This is a genomic window from Pseudarthrobacter cremeus, from assembly GCF_051857465.1.
GTDB lineage: Bacteria > Actinomycetota > Actinomycetes > Actinomycetales > Micrococcaceae > Arthrobacter.
Window position 1 is genome coordinate 44,776 of sequence record NZ_JBPZHC010000014.1, and the last position, 23,224, is coordinate 67,999.

Below are 23,224 nucleotides of genomic sequence, written 5' to 3' on the forward strand. Positions count from 1 at the left end.
CACCTGCTCAGGCCGGCGCGAGCGCCTTGTTGAGCACCGCGCGGATCCGCTTTTCCGACACCGAGTAGGCGGTTCCAAGCTCGACGGCGAAGAGGCTCACCCGGAGCTCCTCGATCATCCAGCGAACCTGGGTCAGCTCGGAACCGACCCGCCGGCCGGGCAGCAGTGCAGAGACGGCGTCGTCGTAGTCGTCTTCGAGGCGCTGCACGGCGGCCATGTTCAGGGCGTCCCGCTGGACGTTGCCGGGCAGCTTTTCGAGGCGCTTCTCGATGGCAGCAAGGTAGCGGGGGAGTTGGCTCAGCTGCGCGTAGCCGGTTTTCGCAACGAACCCCGGATACACCAGCTGCTCCAGCTGGCTCTTCACATCATTAAGGGCGCTGATCAGGGCCAGGCTGGTGGTCCCTTTCAGCAGTTTCTCGATCCGCCGGGTGCTGGCAAGGATCCGCTCCACCACGGCAGTGACGCTGAAAACCGTATCGATCAGCTCGGCGCGCACCCGCTCATAGAGGGCGTCAAAGGACGGCCGGTCCCACGGCACCTCAGCCGGGGTCAGCTTGTCGATAGCGGCCAGGGCGCAGTCGGCGATCAGCGCGGAAACAGAACCGTGCGGGTTCTGGCTGAACGTGAGTTTCTCGGTGTTGTTCAGGTGCTCCAGGACGTACCGGTCCGGGGCCGGAACCCTGAGGGCCAGCAGCCTGATCACGCCGCCGCGCATGGATTCACGCTGCTCGGACGGTGTCTGGAAGACGCGCAGCGCAACTGACGTTCCTTCGTCCACCAGGGCCGGGTATCCCGTAACAGTGTGTCCCTTGATGGTATTGCTGACCTGCCGCTGCACAGCACCGAAGGACCACTCAGTCAGGCCGCTTTGCTCACGGAAGCCGGGGACAGCGCCGGGCGTCATTCCGTTTCCGGATCCGGTTTCTGCGGGTATGGCACCGGCGGACTTTCCCGGTGACTTTGGCGCGGTGGTGCCGGGCGTCGCGCCCAGCGACTCCGCGATGGCGCGGCGGGTGGCCGGGGCCAGGCGTTCCTGAAGGGCGGCGAGGTCCTTGCCCTCATCCAGTACCTTCCCCTTGCTGTCCACCACCCTGAAGCTCACCCGCAGGTGGGAGGGTACGGCGTCCCAGTTCCAGGATCCGGGCGGAATGACCTGTCCGCGGATCCGGCGGAGAGCCAGTTCCAGCGAGGCTTCCAGGTCATCATTGGCAGGGTCGAAGTCCGACTCCAGGGCCGCAACGGCTTGGCGGGCGACGTCGGGGGCGGGGACGAAATTCTTGCGGATCTGCTTCGGCAACGACTTGATCAGGGCGGACACCAGTTCCACACGCTGCCCCGGAATCAGCCAGCGGAAGGGGGCGTCGTCGAGCTGGTTCAGGAAGAGCACGGGCACTTCGGCAGTGACGCCGTCGGACGGATTGGGCGGTGAGCCGGGCGCCACCGGGTGGAACTCGTAGGTCAGCGGAAGCTCGAAGCCCTTATGCAGCAAGGTTTTCGGGTAGGCGGACTCGTCCAGGTCATCGGCGTCGTCACCGAGCAGGAGGGACTTGTCGTAGTCAAGGAGGTCAGGATTCTGCTGCCGGGCCTCTTTCCACCACTTGTCGAAGTGACGTTCTGACACCACCTCGTGGCCGAGCCTGGCATCGTAGAACTCAAAAAGCGTTTCGTCGTCCACCAGCAGGCCGCGCCGGCGCATGCGGGCTTCGAGTTCCTCCACCTCCAGGAGGAGGGCGCGGTTCCGGTGGAAGAACTTGTGATGGGTCTTCCAGTCGCCTTCCACCAGGGCATGCCGGATGAACAGCTCGCGGGCCAGGACCGGGTCCACCCGGCTGTAGTTGATCCGGCGCTGGGGAATGATGGGCACGCCGTACAGGGTGACTTTTTCGTACGCCATGACGGCGCCCATTTTCGTGGACCAGTGCGGCTCGCTGTAGCTGCGCTTGACGAGGTCCGGCGCCACCTGTTCTGCCCAGACGGGATCGAACTTTGCGGCGACCCTCGCCCAGAGCCGGCTGGTCTCCACGAGCTCAGCAGCCATGACAAAGGTAGGGGACTTCTTGAACAGCGCCGAGCCGGGGAAGATCGCGAAGCGACTGCCGCGCGCGCCCGCATACTCACGCTTGCGTTCGTCGAGGATGCCGATGTGGCTCAGCAGCCCTGACAGCAGGCTGATGTGGATTCCCTCGTGATTGCCCACCGGATCGGCTAGGCGCTTGTTGTCCAGGCTGATGCCCAGCGGCCGGGCCAGCTGCCTGAGCTGGGCAAAGAGGTCCTGCCACTCCCGGACCCGGAGGTAGTTAATGAATTCGGTCCGGCACAGTCTGCGGAACTGCGTCGACGAGAGTTCCTGCTGCTTCTCCTGGATGTAGTTCCATAGGTTCAGGAAGCCGGTGAAATCCGAGTTCTCGTCGCGGAAGCGTGCGTGCTTCTCGGCAGCTAGCTGCTGCTTGTCGGTGGGGCGCTCGCGCGGGTCCTGGATGGTCAGTGCAGCAGCCAGGATCATGACCTCGCGGACGCAGCCGCGCTTGCCGGCCTCCACAATCATCCGGCCAAGACGGGGATCGACCGGCAGCTGGGCAAGCTTCTGCCCGACGGCGGTCAGCCCGCCGCTCTTTGCATCCCCGGGCCGTACGGCATTGAGGGCGCCGAGCTCACGGAGGAGAGTCACGCCGTCGTTGATTGCCCTTGAATCCGGCGGTTCTACAAACGGGAAGTTCTCCACGTCCTTCGGACCGCGGGCCACCCCCATGGCCGTCATCTGAAGGATGACTGCTGCGAGGTTGGTCCGCAGGATCTCGGGGTCGGTAAAAAGGGGTCGGGACTCGAAGTCCTCTTCCGAATACAGCCTGATGGCGATGCCGTCGGAGACACGGCCGCACCGGCCGGAACGCTGGTTGGCGGAGGCCTGCGAAACGCGTTCGATCGGCAGCCGCTGGACCTTGGTGCGGTGCGAGTAGCGCGAGATGCGAGCGGTCCCGGTGTCGATGACGTACTTGATGCCAGGGACGGTCAGTGACGTTTCCGCCACGTTGGTGGCCAGCACGATCCGGCGTTTGTTACCCGGGTGGAAGACCTTGTGCTGTTCCTGCAGGCTGAGCCTGGCAAAAAGCGGCAGGACCTCTGTGCCGGCGAGCCGGCGGTTCGTCTGGATCCTTGCGTTCAGTGCCTCAGCGGCGTCACGGATCTCGCGCTCGCCGGAGAAGAAAATCAGGATGTCGCCGGGGGCCTCAGCGGCAAGTTCATCGACGGCGTCGCACACGGCATCCAGGGGATCGCGGTCCTCCTCGAGTTCATCGTCGGAGGCTGCGTCGTCGTCGTCCGCCGCACCGCCGGCCGGCTGTGACAGCGGCCGGTACCGGATCTCCACCGGGAATGTGCGGCCGGAGACCTCAATGATGGGGGAGGGGTCCTCGTCCGTGCCAAAGTGTTTGGCGAAACGCTGCGGATCGATGGTGGCCGAGGTGATGATGATCTTCAGGTCAGGCCGCTGCGGCAGGATGCGCTTGAGGTAGCCCAGGATGAAGTCGATGTTGAGGCTGCGTTCGTGGGCCTCGTCGATGATGATGGCGTTGTATTTGCGAAGCAGTTTGTCGCGCTGAATCTCCGCCAGCAGGATGCCGTCCGTCATCAGCTTGACCTTGGTGGAGCGGCTGACCTCGCCGGTGAACCGCACCTGGAAGCCGACTTCCTGGCCGATCTCCACACCCAACTCCTCGGCAATGCGTTCGGCCACAGTCCGGGCCGCGAGGCGGCGCGGCTGCGTGTGCCCGATCAGGCCGTTATCGCCGAGGCCAAGCTCGAGGCACATCTTGGGGATCTGGGTGGTCTTACCCGAACCGGTTTCCCCGGCGATGATGGTCACCTGATTGGCGGCGATGGCAGCCATCAGGTCCTCGCGGCGCTCGGAAACGGGCAGCTCAGCAGGGTAGGAGATATGAAATGTCATGGCTGCAGCCAGTCTACTGGGGCATCGGCTGTTTCCCGCCCTCGCCGGCCGGCTTCAGGCTGGGCAGGCAGAGCCGGGAACCCGGACAGCACAAGGGGACCCGGCTCCTGATGGGCCGGGTCCCCGTGTGCTGTTCGGATGGATGGGGAAATGCCTGCGGATCAGAATATCCGCAATGTGTAGTTGGTGCTGGGCAGGTCCAGGGCGGACCAGGCCTGGTCGGAGGTGACGGGAGGATTGTGGCCGAGGCCGTCGCGCAGGAGCGCTGCGACGGTGCCTGCCAGGACGAGGAGGAGCAGTACAAGGAGGATGATTCCGAAGATTTCCATGGCTCAATCCTGCTCCGGCGACTGCCTTCAAAACAGTGGCAGAAATGACCAAAAAGAGCAAATTTCTGCCATAATGGAAGCATGCTCAAGACAGTAGCTGTGATCGTCGTTCCCAACTTTGCGATCTTCGAATTCGGCACCGCGTGCGAGGTATTTGGCCTGGACAGGTCAGAACGCGGCAGCGGGGTTCCGGCGTTCGACTTCCGGGTCTGTACGCCTGAACCTGGCGACGTCCGGATGAAATCGGGCCTTTCCATGCATGTCAGTTTGGGCCTCGAAGCCACCAACGACGCCGACCTCGTCATCATGGCCCCCTATGGCCGGGACGAGGATGTTCCCGAATCCGTGATGGAGGCCCTGCGGGCCGCTGACGCCCGGGGCGCCTGGGTCATGTCCATCTGCTCGGGCGCTTTCGCGCTGGCCCGCGCCGGCATCCTGAACGGCCGGCGCTGCACCACTCACTGGCACTATTCCCAGGAGCTCGCCAGCCGGTACCCCGAACTGCGCGTGGATGAAAACGTGCTGTACGTCCAGGATGGCAACCTGATCACCAGCGCCGGGACAGCAGCGGGGATTGATGCCTGCCTCCACCTGGTGCGCGTCGAACTGGGAGCAAACGTAGCGGCAGCCATCGCCCGCGACATGGTGGTGCCCCCACACCGCGACGGCGGCCAGGCGCAGTTCATTGACCGGCCAATGCCCACGTGCGGTTCAGCACCCATGGAAGCGTTGCTGCGTTGGATGGTGCAGAACCTTGACCGGGAACACAGCGTAAGTGACCTGGCTTCCAGGGTGCACATGTCGGACCGGACCTTCGCCCGACGCTTCCGCTCCGAAACCGGGGCAACGCCGGCGGCCTGGCTGAACTCCCAGCGGGTCATCCGGGCGCAGGAACTGTTGGAATCCACGGACCTTAACATCGATGAGATTGCCCGGGAATCCGGCTTCGGGCATCCTGTGCTGCTCCGCCACCACTTCGCCAAGGTTCTGGACACCAGCCCCCAGTCCTATCGACGGGCTTTCCGGGGCCAGCTCGCGGAAGTGGGCTAATCACGGCGTGATTTTTGTACCGGTTACTGGCGGACCTGACCGGGTCCGGCGGGGGAGTCTTCCGCGGCCTGGCGCGTGGTGTCCACCAGTACACGCCACGGCCCCGTGACGGCCTGTTCCGGCAGGGCGGCCCGACGCTGTCCTGCCCTGATCGAGTAGATGAACCGATCCGGCTGGGGAGCGGCGGTTTCAGCGATTGCTGCCCGGACTGTTTTTGGCACCGCATCCCAGGGGCATGCTTCGACGATGGGCTGCCATTGACTTCTCGCGCTCTCCGTCACGGCGTTCACCGTCCATACCCGTGTCAGCGCGGCGAGGCCGCCCGTGCGCTCCACACTGATTTTCATGGCCTGGTTCCTGGCTTTCCTGCCGCTTGGCCGCCCGCCCGGCGGAATGCCAAGCACTGGTTATAGCTTTACCTTCACAGTTTCCCACGCCTTCCGGACGGCGTCATGCTCCGCGGAACCGGAACCATAAAGCTCGACGGCGGAGGCCGCCGTCGCCCGTGCCAACATCCTGAAGGTAGCCGTGGGCGGCAGCGAGCCGCCGGTTAGTGTGTCATACCAGATCCGGCCCGGCGCCTCCCAGGCGTTTCCACCCAGCGATTCAGCGGTGAGATAGAAGGCCCGGTTAGGGATGCCGGAGTTGATGTGGACACCGCCGTTGTCCGCGCTGGTCCGCACGTACGAGTCCATAGAGTCCGGCTGGGGATCCTTGCCCAGCACGTCGTCGTCGTACGCCGTACCGGGAGCTTTCAGGGAACGGAGGGCTGTGCCTTCAACCTGGGGCGTGAAGAGTCCTTCGCCGACGAGCCAGCTTGCCTCTGCGGCGGTCTGGTTCTTCATGTACTGCTCCACGAGCGCCCCGAAGACGTCCGACATCGATTCGTTGATGGCTCCCGCCTGGTTCCGGTATGCCAGCCCACCGGAATACTGGGTGACGCCGTGGGCCAGTTCGTGGCCAATGACGCTCAGCGAACGGGTGAAGCGCTGGAAGACTTCGCCATCGCCGTCCCCGAAGACCATCTGCCGGCCGTCCCAAAAGGCGTTGTCGTAGAGCTTGCCGAAATGCACCGTGGCGTCGAGCGGGAGGCCCCCGCCGTCGATGGAATTCCGGCCGAAGACGTCAGCATACAGACGGTGCGTGTGCCCAAGGCCGTCGAAAGCTTCGTCTGCGGACACGTCGCCGGAAGCCGGGTCGCCTTCCTTGCGCACCAGTTTGCCGGGCAGGATCTCTGATCCGGCGGCGTCGTAAACGCTTCGGTTGGGCGGACCGGGTTTGACGTCCCGCAGCCCACGCGGAGCTGCGGGAGCAGGCTGTGTCCTGGCGGACAGGACCGACCTCACGTGGCTCAACGCTTCCTTTGCCGCGCGGGCGGCGGCAGAGAACTGCGGCGCGTCCTGCCGGGCCAAACGCCGCAGCAGGTAGGGCGGAATGATCGAACAAAATGTGGCTGAAGTGTGCATGGCCTACCCCCTGAAGTTGGTATCACCAGCCTATGAGGGGCCACCGACAATCTTGGGCAGGCGCACCCGGGGGGCGTCTCCCGCCCGTCGGCGGAGGCTCCACGAGGCGTTGACGCCAGCTGGAATGGGACTGTACGACGGCGGCGGGTTGCCGCATTCGGGCCGGATCTGTTCCAAGGATGATGCCTTTTGTTGCCAACAGAGTGTTCGCCTGTTAAGGGCACTGTCGGGTTGTGACCGGGGTGTCTCAGCTCGAGAATCCCGGGCCGCTTAAATGTCGGTGCCCCCTGAGAAGGTAGAGGCATGGGAAGACCAGCGGCGATTGAGGCGGCGGAGGCTGTTTGTGCTTCCGCGGCCGAACTCCTGGCTGCTCTTAAGGGTGGGACTGACTCTGCCGGATTCACCGGGAATGCGGACTCTGCCGGGTGTGCTGATGATGATCCGTTGCGCCGGGAAGCTGATGGCTGGTTGGACACGCTGGCCCTGACTACCAGGATTAATGCGCAGGTCGCCGCTCTGACGGTCCACGCCGCGGCAGGCTACGCAGATACGGCCCAGGCGCTGGCGTCCCCTGACATGTCTGATCGCGCCCAGGAGATGGCGGTCGTGGCCGAAGTCGCGTGCGTCCTCACCGTCGGCGAACGGACCGCCTCCACCCTGCTGTCCGAGTCCCAGGCGCTGACCACCGGCCTGCCGTTGACCCTGTCCGCGCTGACGGCCGGGGCAATGTCGTGGCAGCATGCCCGGGTGATGGTGGATGAGACCACCAATCTGGATGCTGCTGCTGCTCAGGCGTTGGAGGCGCATTTCCTGGACCCCGGGGTGGAGAACCCCAACCGGGGCTGCCCGGCCGGGGAACTGGTTCCCTCACGGTTCCGGCATAAGGCCCGGATCTGGCGGGAACGGCACCACCCGGTCAGCATCGAGAAGCGCCACAGCAGATCCGTGGCGGACCGGCGGCTGGAATACCGGCCGGACCGGGACGGGATGGCCTGGCTTTCGGCGTACCTGCCCGCTGACCAGGCAGCGGGGATCTGGAACCGGACCACCGCCGCCGCCCGGGCGCTGCAGGGCCCGGACGAGGACCGGACCATGCCCCAGATGCGGGCCGACATCGCCGCCAACCTGCTCCTCGGCGGCGACGCTGACAACCTCACCGAAGGTGTCCCGCCCTCGCCGCGTGCGCAGGTCCTGCTCACCGCGCCCATCATGGCGTTGCTTGGTGCCACCGATGAGCCGGCGATGCTGGACGGGTACGGGCCGATCCCGGTCACCATGGCACGCAGGCTCATCGCGGACGGCGCCACGTCCTTCCACCGGGTCCTGATCGACCCGAGGGACGGCGCACCGCTGGAGATCGGCCGGACCAGCTACCCGGTCACCAAAGCCCAACGCCAATGGCTGAGCCTGCGGGACGGGAAGTGCCCGTTCCCCGGCTGCCACAACCAGTCCCTGGACAACGAAGCGGACCACCTCCTCGCCTGGGCAAAGGGCGGCACCACCGGCATCAGCAACCTCGCCCAACCCTGCCCCAAACACCACAAACTCAGGCACACCGGCGGCTGGGAACCCGGCCCGGCCACCAAAGACCATCCGCCGGGCTGGACCTCACCCACCGGCAGACGCTACGCCAGCGAATACCCCGACTGGGAACCACCACACTGGCCGGAAGAATGGCTGAGCCCGCCCATCTCTGAGTGCTGGAGCGTGGAGGCTGCGTTGCTTGGCGTGCTTGCGGACAGCGCTCACAACGGGGCGTCTGACATGGTCGACTGGTTCTGGTTGGAGACCAGCACCAGGGCGGCAACGTAGTCCGCTTTCACGGAGCCACTTTTCGCCGCCCAAATTTTCCGAGATATGGGTGTGCCAACGGCATGTGACTTCTTATATCAATTCCCGGGTGGTAGAACCGTGGGCGGGTAGCTGTGGATAACTTTGATCACCCAAATGTCGGCTGGGCTACCCTTGAGTCATTGTCCGGAGCCAGGCGTTTTGAAAACTATCGGGGGATTAGCTGCCCATGACATCGCACAAACTCACTTCGTCTTGGCGCATCCGAGCGGTCAGCGTTGCCCTTGTCATGGCAGTGGCCGCCGCGCTTTCGGGCTGCAATTCCGGTGGTGACCCGGGCCCGGCCGCCACAGCGACATCCTCAGCTGTTGAGTCCATCTCGCCGAGTGCAACCCCAACGCCAACCGCAACGTACAAACCCGCGGACGCGTCAGGCCGAGCCCAAAATGTTCCTGTTCCCGTGCTGCCCGAAGTGGCGAAGACAGAGACGAAGGAGGGACTGGAGGCCTTTGCCCGATACTGGTTTGAATTATTGAGCTACGGCTATGAGACCGGCGATGTCAATCAGATCTCGGCAATAACGAGTCCACGTTGCATAATGTGCGCTCGCGCCCAAGAGGTCCAGACTGGCTGGCATCAGGACGGTCGTTGGCTGGCTGGAGGCAAGGTTGGGACTCCGGCCGTTACAACTAATTTTCAAGCAGCAGAGGACGGCAGCATCCAGGTGGCCATCCAAGTCTCTCAGGAGGCCCTGTCTTACTACAATCCCGACGGAACTCTGGATAGCACTGATCCCAAGCCTGCGGACTCTGGCAGCCTCATGTTTGCCGTGTATCGCGAAGGGTCTTGGTTTGTGAACACAATTGAGCCGATCGCAGGTTAGACATGTCACCACTGCTCGTGCGCCTAACATTTGTTCTACCCCTTCTTTTGGGGATGAATGTCCACGGACCGGCGGCATGGACCACTGATCGAGAAGGGTCAATAGCGTCAGAAGGGGAAAAAGCGCCGCCAGCAAAAGGACATTGGGTTTCGGGTGGCACGGGCATTGAGGGATGGGACTTGGTGCCGGGAACCGGCGGATTTGTCAGACGCGAGCCGGGCGCTGCGGCAACCGACCCCAACGATTACAAGTATGAGCTCCAGTGCCACCTTGGCGGGGGCGACTTCGATTCGGTTTGCCTTCGCGGCCAGATTGAGTGCAAAAGCGGGCCAGTAGGTAACGAGGAAGGTATTCCCGTCATCTGGCTATCCAAGCCGAGAGGCGTTCCAGGCGCGGTATGGGTCATCCACTCCGGCCCGACCTGCCTCTACGATGCAAAGCCCGAGGACTTACTGCCCCGGATCGCCGCGGACATCCAACGACAGTTCGAAAGTCTGCCGGTCAATGCAGGGGCGGTTGTGGCTCAACCGAGCCCGCACACCCTGCGCGGGGCTGAAACCAACTTCTACGCAAACGCCGCCGAGCAGCAGTTCGATGTCACGATGTTTGGCCAGAAAGTGCATGTAGTCGCCACCCCCATGCAGTACACCTGGAATTACGGTGATGGCACCGTGTTCGGTCCTCAACCGTCCATGGGCGGGCCCCTGCCGCAGGACCGTTGGGGCGAAAAGACCAGGACGAGTCATGTGTACACAAATACGGGTGACTTCCAGATGGTCCTGACAACGTCTTTCCAAGGAACCTATTCCGTCAACAGCGGGCCACCGTTACCCATCCCTGGCCAGGGCCAATTCAGCGCACCGCCGCAGACCATCAGCGTGTGGCGCTCCATCACGCGCAATTACGCGGACGACTGCAACCAGAATCCCCAGGGCCAGGGCTGTCCCGGGGCGATTCCGGTCCCGTAGAACCCCGCGTCTTTTCGAAAGAGGACAAAGCACGAAACCCCCACCGCGACAAAATGCGGTGGGGGTTTCTTATGTGCCCTCGATAGGATTCGAACCTACGACCTTCTGCTCCGGAGGCAGACGCTCTATCCCCTGAGCTACGAGGGCAATCCAGGGATCCTGCCGTTTCCAGCGGGACGTCCTAGAGCTTAGCAGGAAGGTGGCCTGCAATGGAAAACGCCCGGTCAGTAGCCCGCAAAAGAGTCCACGTGCACACGCCGGGCGCCCGCTTTCCGGGCCGCGCGCCGCAGCGAAGCAACACTTGCAGGCGACCCGGACACGTACACCGATCGCTCGTTGATGTCGGGAACCAGCGCCCGCAGCAACGTCCCGTCCAGCCGGCCTGATCTCCCGGCACCAGCACTACCGGCACCAGCACCACCCGCGCCTGCGCCGGAAGCGCCTGCGTCGGTAATGAATGACGGGGGAGCGGAGCCGTCCGCCAGCCGCGCCAGGATGCGAGCGCCGGAAGCCTGCAACTCGCTCGCGTAGGCAATTTCCTCGGCATTGCGTGCCAGGAGCAACAGCACCACATCCCGTTCCCGGGCGGCACCCGAGGAGAGGTGCGCCAAGAATGGCGTGATGCCGATGCCGGCCGCGATGAGGAGGACAGGTTCCTTGGGATCGCGCGGCAGGACGAAGTCTCCTCCCACGGATGTGGCCGCAACCTCGTCACCCGGTTTCAGCGCCAGCAGAACCTTCTTGGCGGCGGAAAGTGGTTCCGCCGTACGGATGCCAAATTTCACGGTGCCCGAATCGGGCGAACTGGTCAGGCTGAACACCCGGCGCCGGCCCTTGCCGTCCGACTGGGCATGCGGCAGGTCCAGTTCCATGTACTGGCCCGGGAGGAAACGGACCGGCCTGGATGGTTCAAAAACAAACTCCGTGGTGCTGGGCGTCAAAGCCCGTGACCCGGCAAACCGAAGTTTCAGCCCTCCGCGCTGGCCCACCAGGAAAGCCAACAGGTTGCCCAGCAGCAGGGCAAGCTCCGGCGAATTGGCGATGAAACCAAAGTTGTACGGCACCGCAAACACCACGCCCACCACAGCGGCCAGCGCGAGCTGCTGCCAACGGCGCGGCGGAAGCGTTAACGGCTCGGTCAGCATGAAACCGACAAAGAAGAGCAGCGGCCTCTGCGCCAGTGCCTGCCAGAGTGCGTTACCGAAGGAAAGCTCGGCCTGCAGCAGTTCCGCGGTAATGATCGTGGTGGCAACCACCAGGAACACCGCTGCCATGAGGAATTTCCGGGTCCGGTACAGCACCATCAGGATCCCCGGGACCAGCAGCCACAACATCGCAGGTGTCGCCGCCCACCATGTGGCGATGTTCAGCCCGGTCAGCCCGGTCACAAAAGCGCCGGCGGCCGCTGGGTTGAAGATATGACGGCCGCGCCAGGCCAATGCGTACTTGGAGGCGGAGGCCAGCACACATGCCAGGGCCACGCCCGCCATGTCCAATGGCGCAAAGGTGGGCCAGAACAGGAAATACAGAAGCAGGCCCGTAATCAGGGAAGACTCCGAATGCGGACGCACCTGAAACAGCGCCGCCAGCCCCCTGTTGGAAAGATAGGTCAGGCCCAGGCACACCGCCAGGTGCACCAGCATCTGCGGCATACCGAACGTGAGCCAGCCCAACGCATTGAGCAGGAGGCTGTAGCCCGCGAGGACGGCCAGCACCAGCAGGATGAGCCGGTACATCGTGTACTTGCCCAGCAGGGTGTCCAACCGGCCCGCAGGTGAAACAGCGGCACCTGCTTTCGGGGCATCAACAGGACTCATGTGAACAGTGTCCCTTCAAAGCCGGATGAAAAGGCAGCGCTCCCATCAGAAAAAACCACCAGCCAGGAGAAATCGAAAGTACGTTCCAGCTCGGCGCCCGTGGCGAAGAACAACGCCGTCGCCAAGGCATCGGCCACCATGGTGCTCTCCGCCATGGTCCAGGTGGCCACAGCCGTACTGACCGGGTGCCCCGTGGTGCCATCCAGCACATGATGCAGGCCGTCGCCCCACGCCCGCCGGTTTGCGGCTGAAGCGCACAATGCCCCGCCGGCCAGCGATACGGTGCCGATTGCCTTCGCCGGGTCGAACGGATGTTCCAGCGCCACCCGCAGCGGATCCGTGCCGCAATGCAGCAGGTCACCGCTGGCATCAATCACAAAGGAATCCACGCCGCCGGTGCGCAGCTCGGCCGCCAGGAGGTCCACGAGCTGGCCCTTTCCTGCGGCGCCAATGTCGAGGACAAACGGCGCCGTGGTGGTCAGGACGGTGCCGTCCCATTCCAGCGCATCCTCCCAGCGCGGTGCAGGCACCGGGGAACCTGCAGGGATCAGGGAGTAGGTTGCGTCGTACCCCAGTTGTTCCAGGCTGCCGCCGATCAACGGAGTCATTGCTCCGTCAGTGACTTCGTACAGGGACCGGTACAGGCGGCCGAGTGCAGCAGCCTCGGGAGACAGTTCGTAGCGCCCGGGCTGCCGGGCCATGGCACTTACCGTCGAATCAGGCCGGAACCGCGACCACTCGCCGTCGTACTTCTCCACGACGTCCAGCAGCCGCGAACGGACTGAACCGTCCAGCGGCCGGGGCGAGGAGATTTCCCAGCGGGTGCCGATCCCGTCGAAGGTGAAGTCCGCCCACTCCGCGTTCGGCACGGCCTACTTGGCCTCGGCCTTGATCGTCTCGAGTGCCTTGTTGAAGCCGCCGCTTGTCAGCGAGGATCCGGCGACCTTGGACACGTTGAGCTCGTCGATGCTCTTGCCCACGATCTGCCCCGCAATGCCGCCGGCGAACTCGCCCTGGAACTTCCTGGTGTTCGGATTGGACGGATGCTGGGTGATATTGACCGCAGTAACAGTTCCGGAAGCCAACGTCAGCTCCACCCCAACGGTTTCGGTCCCGTTGGGGGAGACGTAGGTGCCGTCAGCGCTATAGGTGCCGTCCCGGTAGACGGAGCCGCTGCTTGCCAGGGAGGATGCGGTGCCCGAAGGCGATGCAGTGGAAGGGGCGGCGGACGAGGAGCCGGCGGTGGCAGCGGGGTCCGTTGCACCCTGGGTGGCGGAGGGCGCGCAGCCGGCCACCGTCCCCGCCAGGGAAAGGCCGGCGACTCCGGCGAAAACACTCTTGCGGACTGACGGTCTCATGAAGGGTCTCGTTTCGTGGCTGGGTGCTTACGGTGTACTCAACGTCGGATTCAGCGTAATGGTTCACCCTGTGATTGTGCCTGTGAGCGCTGTGACGCCCAACGCTCAAATTCGTCCACGTGGCGCCCCCCGGTAGGCTAGAGGGGTGACTCCCGAAGAACTCTCCCTCGCCATATCCGCCTGCCTGAAAGACGCTGTCGCCGCCGGCGAAATAGCGCTTTCAGCATCAGCTGTCCCTGATGAGGTGCGCGTGGAGCGACCGAAGAACCGGGAGCACGGAGACTGGGCCACCAACATCGCCCTCCAGCTGGCCAAACCGGCGGGCACCAACCCCCGCGAATTCGCCACTGTGCTCAGCGCCCGGCTGAAGTCGATCGACGGCGTTTCCGCGGTAGACATCGCCGGACCCGGTTTCCTTAACATCACCGTGGATGCCGGCGCAGCCGGTGCGCTCGCCAAAGCAATCGTCGAGGCGGGCCCGCAGTACGGCACCAACACCGCGCTCGCCGGCCACACCGTGAATATGGAGTTCGTCTCCGCCAACCCCACCGGTCCGCTGCACATCGGGCACACCCGCTGGGCCGCCCTCGGTGACGCCATCGCCCGGGTGCTGCGTGCTTCCGGCGCGGAAGTCACCGCCGAGTACTACATCAACGACGCCGGCACCCAGATGAACGTCTTCGCGCAGTCGGTCTACAACCGCCTCCACGGACTTCCCGTCCCCGACGGCGGCTACCCCGGCCAGTACATCGCCGACCTTGGCCACGAGGTTCTCACTGCGCACCCGGACATCCGCGAACTGACCGAAGTGGCGGCCATCCCGGTCATCCGCGCCGCCGCTTACGAAGCCCAGATGAAGGACATCAAAGCCACGCTCGCCGATTTCGGCGTCGATTTCGATGTGTTCTTCTCCGAGCAGGAACTGCACGACGCCGGCGCTATTGAAAGTGCCGTAGCCCGCCTCCGCGAACAGGGCCACGTGTTCGACGACGGCGGTGCGGTCTGGCTGCGGACCACCGACTTCGGTGACGACAAGGACCGGGTCATGATCCGGGCGAACGGCGAGCCTACCTATTTCGCCGCCGACGCCGCTTACTACCTGTCCAAGAAGGACCGCGGCTACACCGAGAAGATCTACCTGCTCGGCGCGGACCACCACGGCTACATCAACCGGCTCAAGGCCATTGCTGCCGCCGCCGGGGATGACCCCGAGGTCAACATCGAGGTGCTGATCGGCCAGCTGGTTTCGGTCAACGGTGCCAAGCTGTCCAAGCGTGCCGGCAATATCATCGAGCTCAAGGACCTTATCGACTGGCTCGGTAAGGACGCCGTGCGCTATTCCCTGGCCCGCTTCCCGGCGGACTCGCCGCTGACACTGGACCCTGACCTGCTGAAGAAGCACAGCAACGAGAATCCGGTCTTCTACGTCCAATATGCCCACGCGCGGACCCGCGGCGCAGCTCGCAACGCTGTCGCCGCCGGTGTGGACCGCAGCGCCTTTGAGGCCTCCCTGCTGGACCACGCCACCGAGAACGAGTTGCTGTCCTACCTGGGCAGCTACCCGTCCATCGTGGCGAAGGCCGCTGAACTGCGCGAGCCGCACCGCGTGGCCCGTCACCTCGAGGTCATTGCCGGTGCGTACCACCGCTGGTACGACGCCTGCCGGATCGCCCCCATGGGCGAGGATCCGGTGACAGACGTCAACCGCACCCGCCTCTGGCTCAACGACGCCACCAGCCAGGTGCTGGCCAACGGCCTGCACCTCCTTGGCGTTTCCGCGCCGGAACGGATGTGACCGCCATGCCAGTACAGCCTTCGACCTCCGCTGATCACGCATCGCCGTTGGCTCCCGAATGGCTTGCCATGCCTGCTGATCTGAATGCCCTGCACCAGCCGCTCTGGGCCCAGGACGTCCAGCGAAACGACGGCGGCGAACTCGCCATCGCCGGCATCCCGGTCAGTGAGCTGCAGCGCCAGTACGGAACGCCACTGTTCGTCATGAGCGAGAACGATTTCCGGGCGCGCGCCCGCGCGTTCAGCGACGCCTTCAATGATGCGTTCGCTGACATCTGCGGGGGAGTGGACGTTTACTACGCCGGCAAGTCCTTCCTGTGCTCCGCTGTAGTGCGGTGGGTCGAGGAAGAGGGCCTTCGGCTGGACACAGCCTCGGGTGGAGAGCTGGCCGTCGCTGCGAGGGCCGGCATCCCCGGGGCCGACGTTGCCCTGCACGGCAACAACAAGTCCGACGCCGAAATCCACCGCGCCCTGGACATGAAACTGGGCCGGATCGTGGTGGACAGCCTCGACGAACTCGAGCGCGTCGCCAGGATTGCAGGAAACCGTGGCGAAACCGCCAAGGTGATGCTGCGGCTGACCCCGGGCGTTCACGCTCACACCCACGAGTTCATCGCCACCGCCCACGAGGACCAGAAGTTCGGCCTTTCGATGGCGGAGGACACCACCGAAGAGGCCGGCCTCTCGGCAGCCGAGGAAGCAGTGGCAGCGGCCACCGCCTATTCCGGCATTGAATTGCTGGGCCTGCACTGCCACATCGGGTCGCAGATTTTCGAACCCGACGGCTTTGCCCTGGCCGCCCAAAAGCTTCTTCGATTCCTCGCCGCGATGCAGGAAAAGTACTCCATTGTGCTGCCCGAACTTGACCTTGGCGGCGGCTACGGCATTGCCTACACCCCGGTGGACACGCCCCGCCCGGCAGCAGAGATCGCGCAGGCGATGGCCGCCGTCGTGCGTTCCACGTGCGCCGAACTGGGCATCAAATCCCCACGGATCTCGATTGAGCCGGGCCGCGCCATTGTGGGCAGCACCGCCTTCACGCTGTATGAGGTGGGCACCCTGAAGACTGTCCGCGTCGACGCGCCGGCCGCAGCACCCGCCGCAGAAGGCGGCGTTGCCGGCGAGAGCGGTGAAACCGCCGAAGGGAACGTTACGTATCCCCGCCGCTATGTGTCGGTGGACGGCGGCATGAGCGATAACGCCCGCCCGGTGCTGTACGACGCGGATTATTCGGCGATTCTCGCCTCGCGCACCTCTGACGCCGCACCGCAACTGTCCCGCGTGGTGGGCAAACATTGCGAGAGCGGCGACATAGTTGTTAGAGATGTATATCTGCCCGAGGACGTGGCAGCCGGTGATCTGCTTGCTGTACCGGGTACCGGCGCCTACTGCTGGGCCCTGTCGAGTAACTACAACTATCTGGCCCGGCCGGGCGTTGTCGCGGTGCGCGACGGATCTTCCCGGCTGATTGTCCGCGGGGAAACCGAAGAAGATCTGCTCAACCGCGACATGGGAGTCTGAATGACTGAATTGCGAACCCTGAAAGTAGCCCTGCTGGGCTGTGGCAACGTTGGGGCCCAGGTTGCGCGGATTCTCATTGAGGACGCCGACGCCCTGGCCGCCCGAACCGGTGCCAGACTGCAGCTTAGCGGCATCGCCGTGCGGAACGTCAATGCCAAGCGCGATGTCGACCTGCCGCAGGAACTGTTCACCACCGACGCCGACACCCTGGTCAAGGATGCCGATCTGGTGATCGAGCTGATGGGCGGCATTGAGCCGGCCCGCACGCTGATTCTGTCCGCGCTGAGCAACGGCGCCTGCGTTGTCACGGGCAACAAGGCCCTGCTTGCCCAGGACGGCCCCACCCTCTTCGAGGCGGCCGACAAAGCCGGCGTACAGCTGTCCTTCGAAGCTGCCGTGGCCGGTGCCATCCCCATCCTGCGCCCCATCCGTGACAGCCTTTCGGGCGACCGGATCACCCGCGTGCTGGGCATCGTCAACGGAACCACGAACTTCATCCTGGACCAGATGGATTCGACCGGCGCCCAGTTTGCGGACGCCCTCGCCGAAGCCCAGCGCCTCGGCTACGCGGAAGCGGACCCTACTGCCGACATCGAAGGCCACGACGCCGCCGCGAAGGCCGCCATCCTGGCCACGCTGTCCTTCCACACGCGGTTCGCGCTGGAGAACGTCCACTGCGAAGGCATCACCAACGTCAGCGCTGCCGACATCGCCGCGGCGAAGGACGCCGGTTTTGTGATCAAGCTGTTGGCGATTGCCGAAAAGCTGACCGTCGCAGACACAGAAACAGGCGGCGGCGAGGGCGTTTCGGTGCGCGTGCATCCGACGCTGCTTCCCCGGGAACACCCGCTGGCCGCCGTCCGCGGGGCGTTCAACGCCGTGTTCATCGAAGCGGAAAACGCAGGTGAACTGATGTTCTACGGCCAGGGCGCCGGTGGAACCCCGACGGCGTCTGCCGTGCTGGGTGACCTCGTTTCGGCGGCCCGCCGCCTTGTCCTGGGCGGGCCCCAGCGCACCGAAACCACCACCGGCCATGTCCGGGCACTGCCAATCGAGGCGGCAACCACCAGCTACTACATCGGCCTCGACGTCGCCGACCAGCCCGGGGTCCTGGCACGGATCGCCCAGCTATTCGCGGAGCACGGCGTCTCGATCGAAATCATGCGGCAGACCATTCACAAGGACGCCGAGTCAAACGTCGAGTCCGCCGAACTGCGGATCGTCACGCACCGCGCTTCAGAGGCTGCCCTCGCGGCCACCGTCGAGGCCGTCAAGGGCCTGGACGTCATCAATTCAGTTACATCCGTTCTGCGGGTAGAAGGAGTCTAAGTGGCTCACCAATGGCGCGGCGTTATCCGCGAATACGCTGACCGACTGCCCGTCACGGAATCCACCAGGGTCATCACGCTGGGCGAGGGCGGCACTCCGCTCGTCCATGCGCAGAAGCTCTCTGAACTCACCGGGTCCACCGTCTACCTCAAGGTGGAGGGCATGAACCCCACCGGTTCGTTCAAGGACCGGGGCATGACCATGGCCATGACCGCGGCCGTCGCCTCGGGCGCCAAGGCCGTGGTGTGCGCGTCCACAGGCAACACCTCGGCCTCCGCCGCTGCCTACGCCACCGCCGCAGGCCTGCAGTGCGCAGTGCTGGTGCCCGAGGGCAAGATCTCCATGGGCAAGCTGAGCCAGGCCATCGCGCACGGCGCCACCTTGCTGCAGGTGGACGGCAACTTCGACAACTGCCTGGACATTGCACGGAAGCTGGGGGAGTCCTACCCGGTGTTCCTGGTGAACTCCGTCAACCCCGCCCGCATCCAGGGCCAGAAGACGGGGGCTTTCGAGGTCGTCGACGCACTTGGCGACGCCCCGGACATCCATATTCTGCCTGTGGGCAACGCCGGCAACATCACGGCCTACTGGAAGGGCTACAAGGAGTACTCGGCCCCGTTCGAGTCAGAAACCGCAGGGACCCTGCCTGCAGTGTCCACGAAGACCCCGCAGATGTGGGGCTACCAGGCTGCTGGCGCCGCACCGTTCGTTGCCGGGCACCCCATCACGGAGCCGGACACCATCGCGACAGCCATCCGGATCGGCAACCCCGCCTCCTGGGACGGCGCCATCGCCGCGCGTGACGAGTCCGGTGGATTCATCGATGCGGTCACCGATGAGCAGATCCTTGATGCCCACCGCTGGCTGTCCGCGAAGGAAGGCGTCTTCGTTGAACCCGGCTCCGCGGCAGGCGTGGCAGGACTCCTCAAGAAGCACGCCGCCGGCGAGGTTCCCACCGGCAAGACCATCGTCATCACCGTGACCGGGCATGGCCTCAAGGATCCCCAGTGGGCCCTGCGCACCGAGGACGGCAGCGAAGTGCAGCCCGTGAAGGTCTCCAATGACGTTGTCACTGTTGCAGCTGAACTGGGACTGGAAGAAAAATAGCCTTGAAAACCACCTCGCCCATGGCCGTTGACCTTCCCGTCATTGCGTCAGGACAACGCGTCACCGTCACGGTCCCGGCCACCAGCGCCAATCTTGGCCCGGGATACGACAGCCTGGGCCTGGCCCTGGCACTGCACGACACCCTGACAGTGGAGAGCCTCGAAACAGACGAGTTGGTGTTCGAGCTCAGCGGCGAAGGGGCTGACACCCTCCCACGGGATGGCAGCCACCTGGTGGTCCGGGCCATGGAGGCTGCTTTTGTCCGGCTTGGCTACAGGCACGGCGGGCTCGGGATCACAGCGCAGAACGTCAACCCGCACGGCCGGGGCCTTGGCTCCTCGGCATCGGCCGTGGTGGCCGCTGTTTCCGCAGCGAACGCCCTCGTGCCGGAGGCAAAGCAGCGTGGGCGGGACTGGATCCTGCAGCTGACCAGCGAAATGGAAGGCCACCCGGACAACGTCGCCCCGGCGATTTTCGGCGGACTGGCGCTGTCGTGGCAGGACAGTGACCGGTACAGCAGCACCTGCGCCACGGTTAGCGCTTCGGTGATCCCCATCGTCGCAGTCCCGGACTTCGAACTGTCCACTGAGGCGGCGCGCGCGTTGCTCCCCGCGTCAGTGGGTCATCACGCGGCGGCAATGAACTCCGGCCGCGCTGCGCTGCTCATCCACGCGTTGACGCAGAAGCCGGAATTCCTGCTCGCCGGAACCGAGGATTATCTTCATCAGAGTTACCGTGCCGAGGCCATGCGTCCCAGCGCGGCACTGATCAGGTCCCTGCGTAATGCGGGCCACGCCGCAGTGGTTTCCGGGGCCGGGCCCACTGTCCTGGTGCTCGCCAACGGCGAGGCTGAAGCCGCCGATGTCCTGACGTTCATCGACGCGTTCACGACTGCCAACACGCCGGGAGTCGGCTGGCGCGTGCTGAAGCTGGCAGTGGACGTTGAAGGTGCTAAGGTGGACTTGCACCGGCGGTAATTCCGCCTATCTGACCTGTTATTGCACTTTGTTGCTTTTCGGTCTCCTACTGCGCAATGTTTTCCGGTGCCACCTGCTTGGTCTGTCGCAGGAATCTGCAGCAAGAAGTGTCTGCCCCTGAATCGACAGTCCAGCGTTCCGTCATTAATCGGTGCGTTTGGTGAATCAATATCCGGCCCTGCTGGCCGAAATCCAACCGGCAAGGCCGAAATCCCGGCTGCAGATCTGAACTGCGGCCCGATCAAATCATCGCGTCCAGCTCCCAGTCTGGACGCCGTCGAGGGGGAAGGATCCTTCGTGACCGAAACCACTGAGCTGTCTTCAGCTGTGGACACATCAACTTCTGCTGCCGGATCGTCAACGGCCGCACCCACCAAGAGCAGCGGCCTCGCCGGCCTGAAGCTCGCCCAGCTGCAGGCACTTGCCAGCCAGTTGGGGATTTCCGGTGGATCCCGCATGCGTAAGGGGGATCTGGTGACCGCCATTTCCGCCCACCGGGCGGGAACCTCGCCCAGCAAGGCGCCGGCGAAGGCCACCGAAAAGGCGACTGAAAACCACCAGGTCGCCGTTGCTGCGGCCCCGGTGGCAGCCAGCGAGACGGCCGAAGCCCCCGTTGCCGAGGGAACCCGCGCCCGTGGCCGTGGCCGCAGCCGCCGCGCAGTCAGCGACGGTGTGGTTGCCGCCCCCGCAGCGGCACCCGCCGCCGCACCTGCCACGGAGGCTCCGGCCGCTGCGCCGGCGGAAGCACCCGCACCGGCAGAGTCCGGCGTGGCAGGGGAAGGCGCCGGCGACCGCCGCCAGCCGCGAACCCGCAACCGTCGTCGCGGCGAGGCTGCCGCAACGACCTCGCAGGCAGCGGAATCCGCTGAAGCACCGTCCGAGCAGCCCGCAGCTGAGCAGCGCCAGGCCGAACGCACGGAGGGCCAGCGCACCGAAAGCCAGCGCGGCGAAACCCAGCAGGGCGAAACCCCGCGCACTGACGCCCAGGGCGCGGAATCCGGCGACGGACAGCGCTCTGACCGTCGTGACGCCGGCCGTACCCGCGGTGCCCGTGACACCAACGTCCGCGAAACCGGCGGCCGCGAAGCCAACGTCCGCGAAGCCAACGTCCGCGAAGCCAACGTCCGCGAAACCACCGACGGTGGCAGGGACAACGCAGGCAGCCGTGACGCCGGACAGCGTGAAGGCAACCGCGACAACACCCGCGACAGCGACGACGCCGACGGCGGCAGCCGCCGGAACCGCCGGAACCGCCGTGACCGGAACGACCGTAATGACCGCCCAGGCGGCCAGGACAACCGGGACGGCCGCGACAACCGGGACAACTCCCGCAACGACCGTTTCCGCGACCGCAACGACCGCCGTCGGGGCCGTGCCCAGGGTCCTGACGTTGACGACGTCGAGGTCACCGAGGACGACGTCCTGCTGCCGGTCGCCGGCATCCTGGATGTCCTCGAGAACTACGCGTTCATCCGCACCTCCGGTTACCTGCCGGGCCCGAACGACGTCTACGTTTCCCTCGCCCAGGTCAAGAAGTACAACCTGCGCAAGGGCGACGCCGTAGTCGGCGCCATCCGTGCACCGCGTGAAGGCGAAGACCGCAGCCAGCAGTCCGCCCGCCAGAAGTTCAACGCCCTGGTCCGCATCACCTCCGTCAACGGAAAGACGCCGGAAGAGCTCAAGGACCGCGTCGAATTCGCCAAGCTGGTTCCGCTGTACCCGTCCGAGCGGCTGCGCCTCGAGACCGACCCCAAGAAGATCGGCCCCCGCGTCATTGACCTGGTCGCCCCGATCGGCAAGGGCCAGCGTGGCCTGATCGTCTCCCCGCCCAAGGCCGGAAAGACGCTCATCCTGCAGTCCATCGCCAACGCCATCACCACGAACAACCCTGAGGTCCACCTCATGATGGTGCTGGTCGACGAACGGCCTGAAGAAGTCACGGACATGCAGCGCACTGTCAAGGGCGAGGTCATTGCCTCCACCTTCGACCGTCCTGCCGATGACCACACCACCGTGGCCGAGCTCTCCATCGAACGCGCCAAGCGCCTCGTGGAAATGGGCATGGACGTGGTGGTCCTGCTGGACTCCATGACCCGCCTGGGCCGTGCCTACAACCTGGCAGCACCGGCCTCCGGCCGCATCCTGTCCGGTGGTGTCGACTCCGCCGCGCTGTACCCGCCCAAGCGGTTCTTCGGTGCAGCCCGCAACATCGAAAACGGCGGCTCGCTGACCATTCTGGCAACGGCCCTCGTGGAGACCGGTTCCAAGATGGACGAGGTCATCTTCGAAGAGTTCAAGGGCACCGGCAACATGGAGCTCCGCCTGTCCCGCCAGCTGGCGGACAAGCGCATCTTCCCGGCAGTGGACGTCAACGCGTCCGGTACCCGCCGCGAAGAGAACCTGCTTTCCCCCGAGGAAGTCAAGATCATGTGGAAGCTGCGCCGCGTCCTCTCCGGACTCGAAACGCAGCAGAGCCTTGAGCTGCTGACCAACAAGATCCGGGAGACCCAGAGCAACGTCGAGTTCCTGATGCAGGTCCAGAAGACGACGCTTGGTGCGAAGTCGGATAACGACAAGTAGCTGAGCTCACCGCTCAAAATATGCCGGCCCCGCCCCTCAGCCGGGTGGCTTGTGATCTACGATCCCCGCCACCCGGCTCCGGCAGGCCCGAAGCCACTCCCTGGCCGGCATATTTTGAGCGGTTCGTCGTTAAGCGGTTCCGCCGCACCAGGAGCAACGCGGGGTCACTTTGAGCCCAAAAAGGGCCCTCAAAGTCAATGGGTCGTTGCAACTTTGGGGCTAGGCTGCGGCGGCGATGAGTTGGCGCATACGTTGTTTGGGGGTCTCGAGGTTCAGTGTGGGGCGTGGCCGGTTGTTGAGTTTGTTGG

At 64.8% G+C, this 23,224-nt stretch carries 17 protein-coding genes and 1 tRNA gene; 10 read left to right on the forward strand and 8 right to left on the reverse strand.

Translation table 11 applies throughout. The features are described from left to right. Positions 1-7 precede the first annotated feature (7 nt). Together hrpA and ACS5PJ_RS20130 are read right to left on the reverse strand one after the other, a co-directional pair. Positions 8-3,946: an ATP-dependent RNA helicase HrpA gene (gene hrpA, locus ACS5PJ_RS20125; RefSeq protein WP_439436634.1), complete on the reverse strand. Its 3,939-nt coding sequence runs from the start codon at positions 3,944-3,946 to the stop codon at positions 8-10. Positions 3,947-4,107: 161 nt separating this feature from the next. Then, positions 4,108-4,275, reverse strand: a complete 168-nt coding sequence (locus ACS5PJ_RS20130; RefSeq protein WP_439436635.1) for a hypothetical protein — start codon at positions 4,273-4,275, stop codon at positions 4,108-4,110. An 81-nt stretch (positions 4,276-4,356) separates the two neighbouring features. On the opposite strand from ACS5PJ_RS20130, the gene ACS5PJ_RS20135 reads away from it, so the two are divergent. Beyond that, positions 4,357-5,325 (forward strand): GlxA family transcriptional regulator, encoded by a 969-nt coding sequence (locus ACS5PJ_RS20135; RefSeq protein ID WP_439436636.1) that lies wholly within the window; start codon positions 4,357-4,359, stop codon positions 5,323-5,325. Positions 5,326-5,348: 23 nt separating this feature from the next. Here the strand turns inward: ACS5PJ_RS20135 and ACS5PJ_RS20140 are convergent, their stop codons facing one another. Next, positions 5,349-5,672, reverse strand: a complete 324-nt coding sequence (locus tag ACS5PJ_RS20140) for a protealysin inhibitor emfourin (protein WP_439436637.1) — start codon at positions 5,670-5,672, stop codon at positions 5,349-5,351. 60 nt (positions 5,673-5,732) lie between these two features. Further along, the gene (locus ACS5PJ_RS20145) at positions 5,733-6,791 is read right to left on the reverse strand and encodes a M4 family metallopeptidase (protein ID WP_439436638.1); all 1,059 of its coding nucleotides are present in this window, start codon (positions 6,789-6,791) and stop codon (positions 5,733-5,735) included. A gap of 303 nt (positions 6,792-7,094) precedes the next feature. On the opposite strand from ACS5PJ_RS20145, the gene ACS5PJ_RS20150 reads away from it, so the two are divergent. The 3 genes from ACS5PJ_RS20150 to ACS5PJ_RS20160 all read left to right on the forward strand — a co-directional run bounded on the left by ACS5PJ_RS20150 (position 7,095) and on the right by ACS5PJ_RS20160 (position 10,433). Further along, positions 7,095-8,603 (forward strand): HNH endonuclease signature motif containing protein, encoded by a 1,509-nt coding sequence (locus ACS5PJ_RS20150; protein WP_439436639.1) that lies wholly within the window; start codon positions 7,095-7,097, stop codon positions 8,601-8,603. 208 nt (positions 8,604-8,811) lie between these two features. Further along, a complete protein-coding gene (locus tag ACS5PJ_RS20155; protein WP_439436640.1) occupies positions 8,812-9,465 on the forward strand; it encodes a DUF6318 family protein in 654 nt (217 codons plus the stop codon). A 2-nt stretch (positions 9,466-9,467) separates the two neighbouring features. Further along, complete coding sequence (locus ACS5PJ_RS20160) at positions 9,468-10,433, forward strand: hypothetical protein (protein WP_439436641.1); 966 nt, start codon at positions 9,468-9,470, stop codon at positions 10,431-10,433. A gap of 74 nt (positions 10,434-10,507) precedes the next feature. On the opposite strand, the gene ACS5PJ_RS20165 is transcribed toward ACS5PJ_RS20160, so the two are convergent. The 4 genes from ACS5PJ_RS20165 to ACS5PJ_RS20180 all read right to left on the reverse strand — a co-directional run bounded on the left by ACS5PJ_RS20165 (position 10,508) and on the right by ACS5PJ_RS20180 (position 13,608). After that, positions 10,508-10,580 (reverse strand) — tRNA-Arg (locus tag ACS5PJ_RS20165). Between the two features lie 77 nt (positions 10,581-10,657). Then, on the reverse strand, positions 10,658-12,250 hold the full coding sequence (locus tag ACS5PJ_RS20170; RefSeq protein ID WP_439436642.1) for an FAD-dependent oxidoreductase: 1,593 nt from the start codon (positions 12,248-12,250) through the stop codon (positions 10,658-10,660). Continuing rightward, complete coding sequence (locus ACS5PJ_RS20175; protein ID WP_439436643.1) at positions 12,247-13,119, reverse strand: FAD:protein FMN transferase; 873 nt, start codon at positions 13,117-13,119, stop codon at positions 12,247-12,249. The genes ACS5PJ_RS20170 and ACS5PJ_RS20175 overlap by 4 nt, the downstream gene beginning before the upstream one ends. A gap of 3 nt (positions 13,120-13,122) precedes the next feature. After that, positions 13,123-13,608 (reverse strand): FMN-binding protein, encoded by a 486-nt coding sequence (locus ACS5PJ_RS20180; RefSeq protein ID WP_439436644.1) that lies wholly within the window; start codon positions 13,606-13,608, stop codon positions 13,123-13,125. Between the two features lie 145 nt (positions 13,609-13,753). Between ACS5PJ_RS20180 and argS the strand changes: the two genes are divergently transcribed. The 6 genes from argS (at position 13,754) to rho (ending at position 22,916) form a co-directional block, all read left to right on the forward strand. Continuing rightward, complete coding sequence (gene argS, locus ACS5PJ_RS20185; RefSeq protein WP_439436645.1) at positions 13,754-15,403, forward strand: arginine--tRNA ligase; 1,650 nt, start codon at positions 13,754-13,756, stop codon at positions 15,401-15,403. A gap of 5 nt (positions 15,404-15,408) precedes the next feature. Continuing rightward, positions 15,409-16,923, forward strand: coding sequence for a diaminopimelate decarboxylase family protein (locus ACS5PJ_RS20190; RefSeq protein WP_439436646.1), 1,515 nt, complete (start codon positions 15,409-15,411; stop codon positions 16,921-16,923). Then, entirely contained in the window at positions 16,924-18,252 is a 1,329-nt protein-coding gene (locus tag ACS5PJ_RS20195) for a homoserine dehydrogenase (RefSeq protein WP_439436647.1), read from the forward strand. After that, the gene (gene thrC, locus ACS5PJ_RS20200) at positions 18,253-19,359 is read left to right on the forward strand and encodes a threonine synthase (protein WP_439436648.1); all 1,107 of its coding nucleotides are present in this window, start codon (positions 18,253-18,255) and stop codon (positions 19,357-19,359) included. Between the two features lie 20 nt (positions 19,360-19,379). Continuing rightward, positions 19,380-20,336, forward strand: coding sequence for a homoserine kinase (gene thrB, locus ACS5PJ_RS20205; RefSeq protein ID WP_439436653.1), 957 nt, complete (start codon positions 19,380-19,382; stop codon positions 20,334-20,336). Positions 20,337-20,633: 297 nt separating this feature from the next. Beyond that, positions 20,634-22,916, forward strand: coding sequence for a transcription termination factor Rho (gene rho, locus ACS5PJ_RS20210; protein ID WP_439436649.1), 2,283 nt, complete (start codon positions 20,634-20,636; stop codon positions 22,914-22,916). Positions 22,917-23,224 lie beyond the last annotated feature (308 nt).

Excerpts from the sequence above, each read along its gene's own strand:
- hrpA (WP_439436634.1), bottom strand. The coding sequence starts at position 3,946 with ATGACATTTCATATCTCCTACCCTGCTGAGCTGCCCGTTTCCGAGCGC.
- ACS5PJ_RS20130 (WP_439436635.1), bottom strand. The coding sequence starts at position 4,275 with ATGGAAATCTTCGGAATCATCCTCCTTGTACTGCTCCTCCTCGTCCTG.
- ACS5PJ_RS20135 (WP_439436636.1), top strand. The coding sequence starts at position 4,357 with ATGCTCAAGACAGTAGCTGTGATCGTCGTTCCCAACTTTGCGATCTTC.
- ACS5PJ_RS20140 (WP_439436637.1), bottom strand. The coding sequence starts at position 5,672 with ATGAAAATCAGTGTGGAGCGCACGGGCGGCCTCGCCGCGCTGACACGG.
- ACS5PJ_RS20145 (WP_439436638.1), bottom strand. The coding sequence starts at position 6,791 with ATGCACACTTCAGCCACATTTTGTTCGATCATTCCGCCCTACCTGCTG.
- ACS5PJ_RS20150 (WP_439436639.1), top strand. The coding sequence starts at position 7,095 with ATGGGAAGACCAGCGGCGATTGAGGCGGCGGAGGCTGTTTGTGCTTCC.
- ACS5PJ_RS20155 (WP_439436640.1), top strand. The coding sequence starts at position 8,812 with ATGACATCGCACAAACTCACTTCGTCTTGGCGCATCCGAGCGGTCAGC.
- ACS5PJ_RS20160 (WP_439436641.1), top strand. The coding sequence starts at position 9,468 with ATGTCACCACTGCTCGTGCGCCTAACATTTGTTCTACCCCTTCTTTTG.
- ACS5PJ_RS20170 (WP_439436642.1), bottom strand. The coding sequence starts at position 12,250 with ATGAGTCCTGTTGATGCCCCGAAAGCAGGTGCCGCTGTTTCACCTGCG.
- ACS5PJ_RS20180 (WP_439436644.1), bottom strand. The coding sequence starts at position 13,608 with ATGAGACCGTCAGTCCGCAAGAGTGTTTTCGCCGGAGTCGCCGGCCTT.
- ACS5PJ_RS20190 (WP_439436646.1), top strand. The coding sequence starts at position 15,409 with ATGCCAGTACAGCCTTCGACCTCCGCTGATCACGCATCGCCGTTGGCT.
- ACS5PJ_RS20195 (WP_439436647.1), top strand. The coding sequence starts at position 16,924 with ATGACTGAATTGCGAACCCTGAAAGTAGCCCTGCTGGGCTGTGGCAAC.
- thrB (WP_439436653.1), top strand. The coding sequence starts at position 19,380 with ATGGCCGTTGACCTTCCCGTCATTGCGTCAGGACAACGCGTCACCGTC.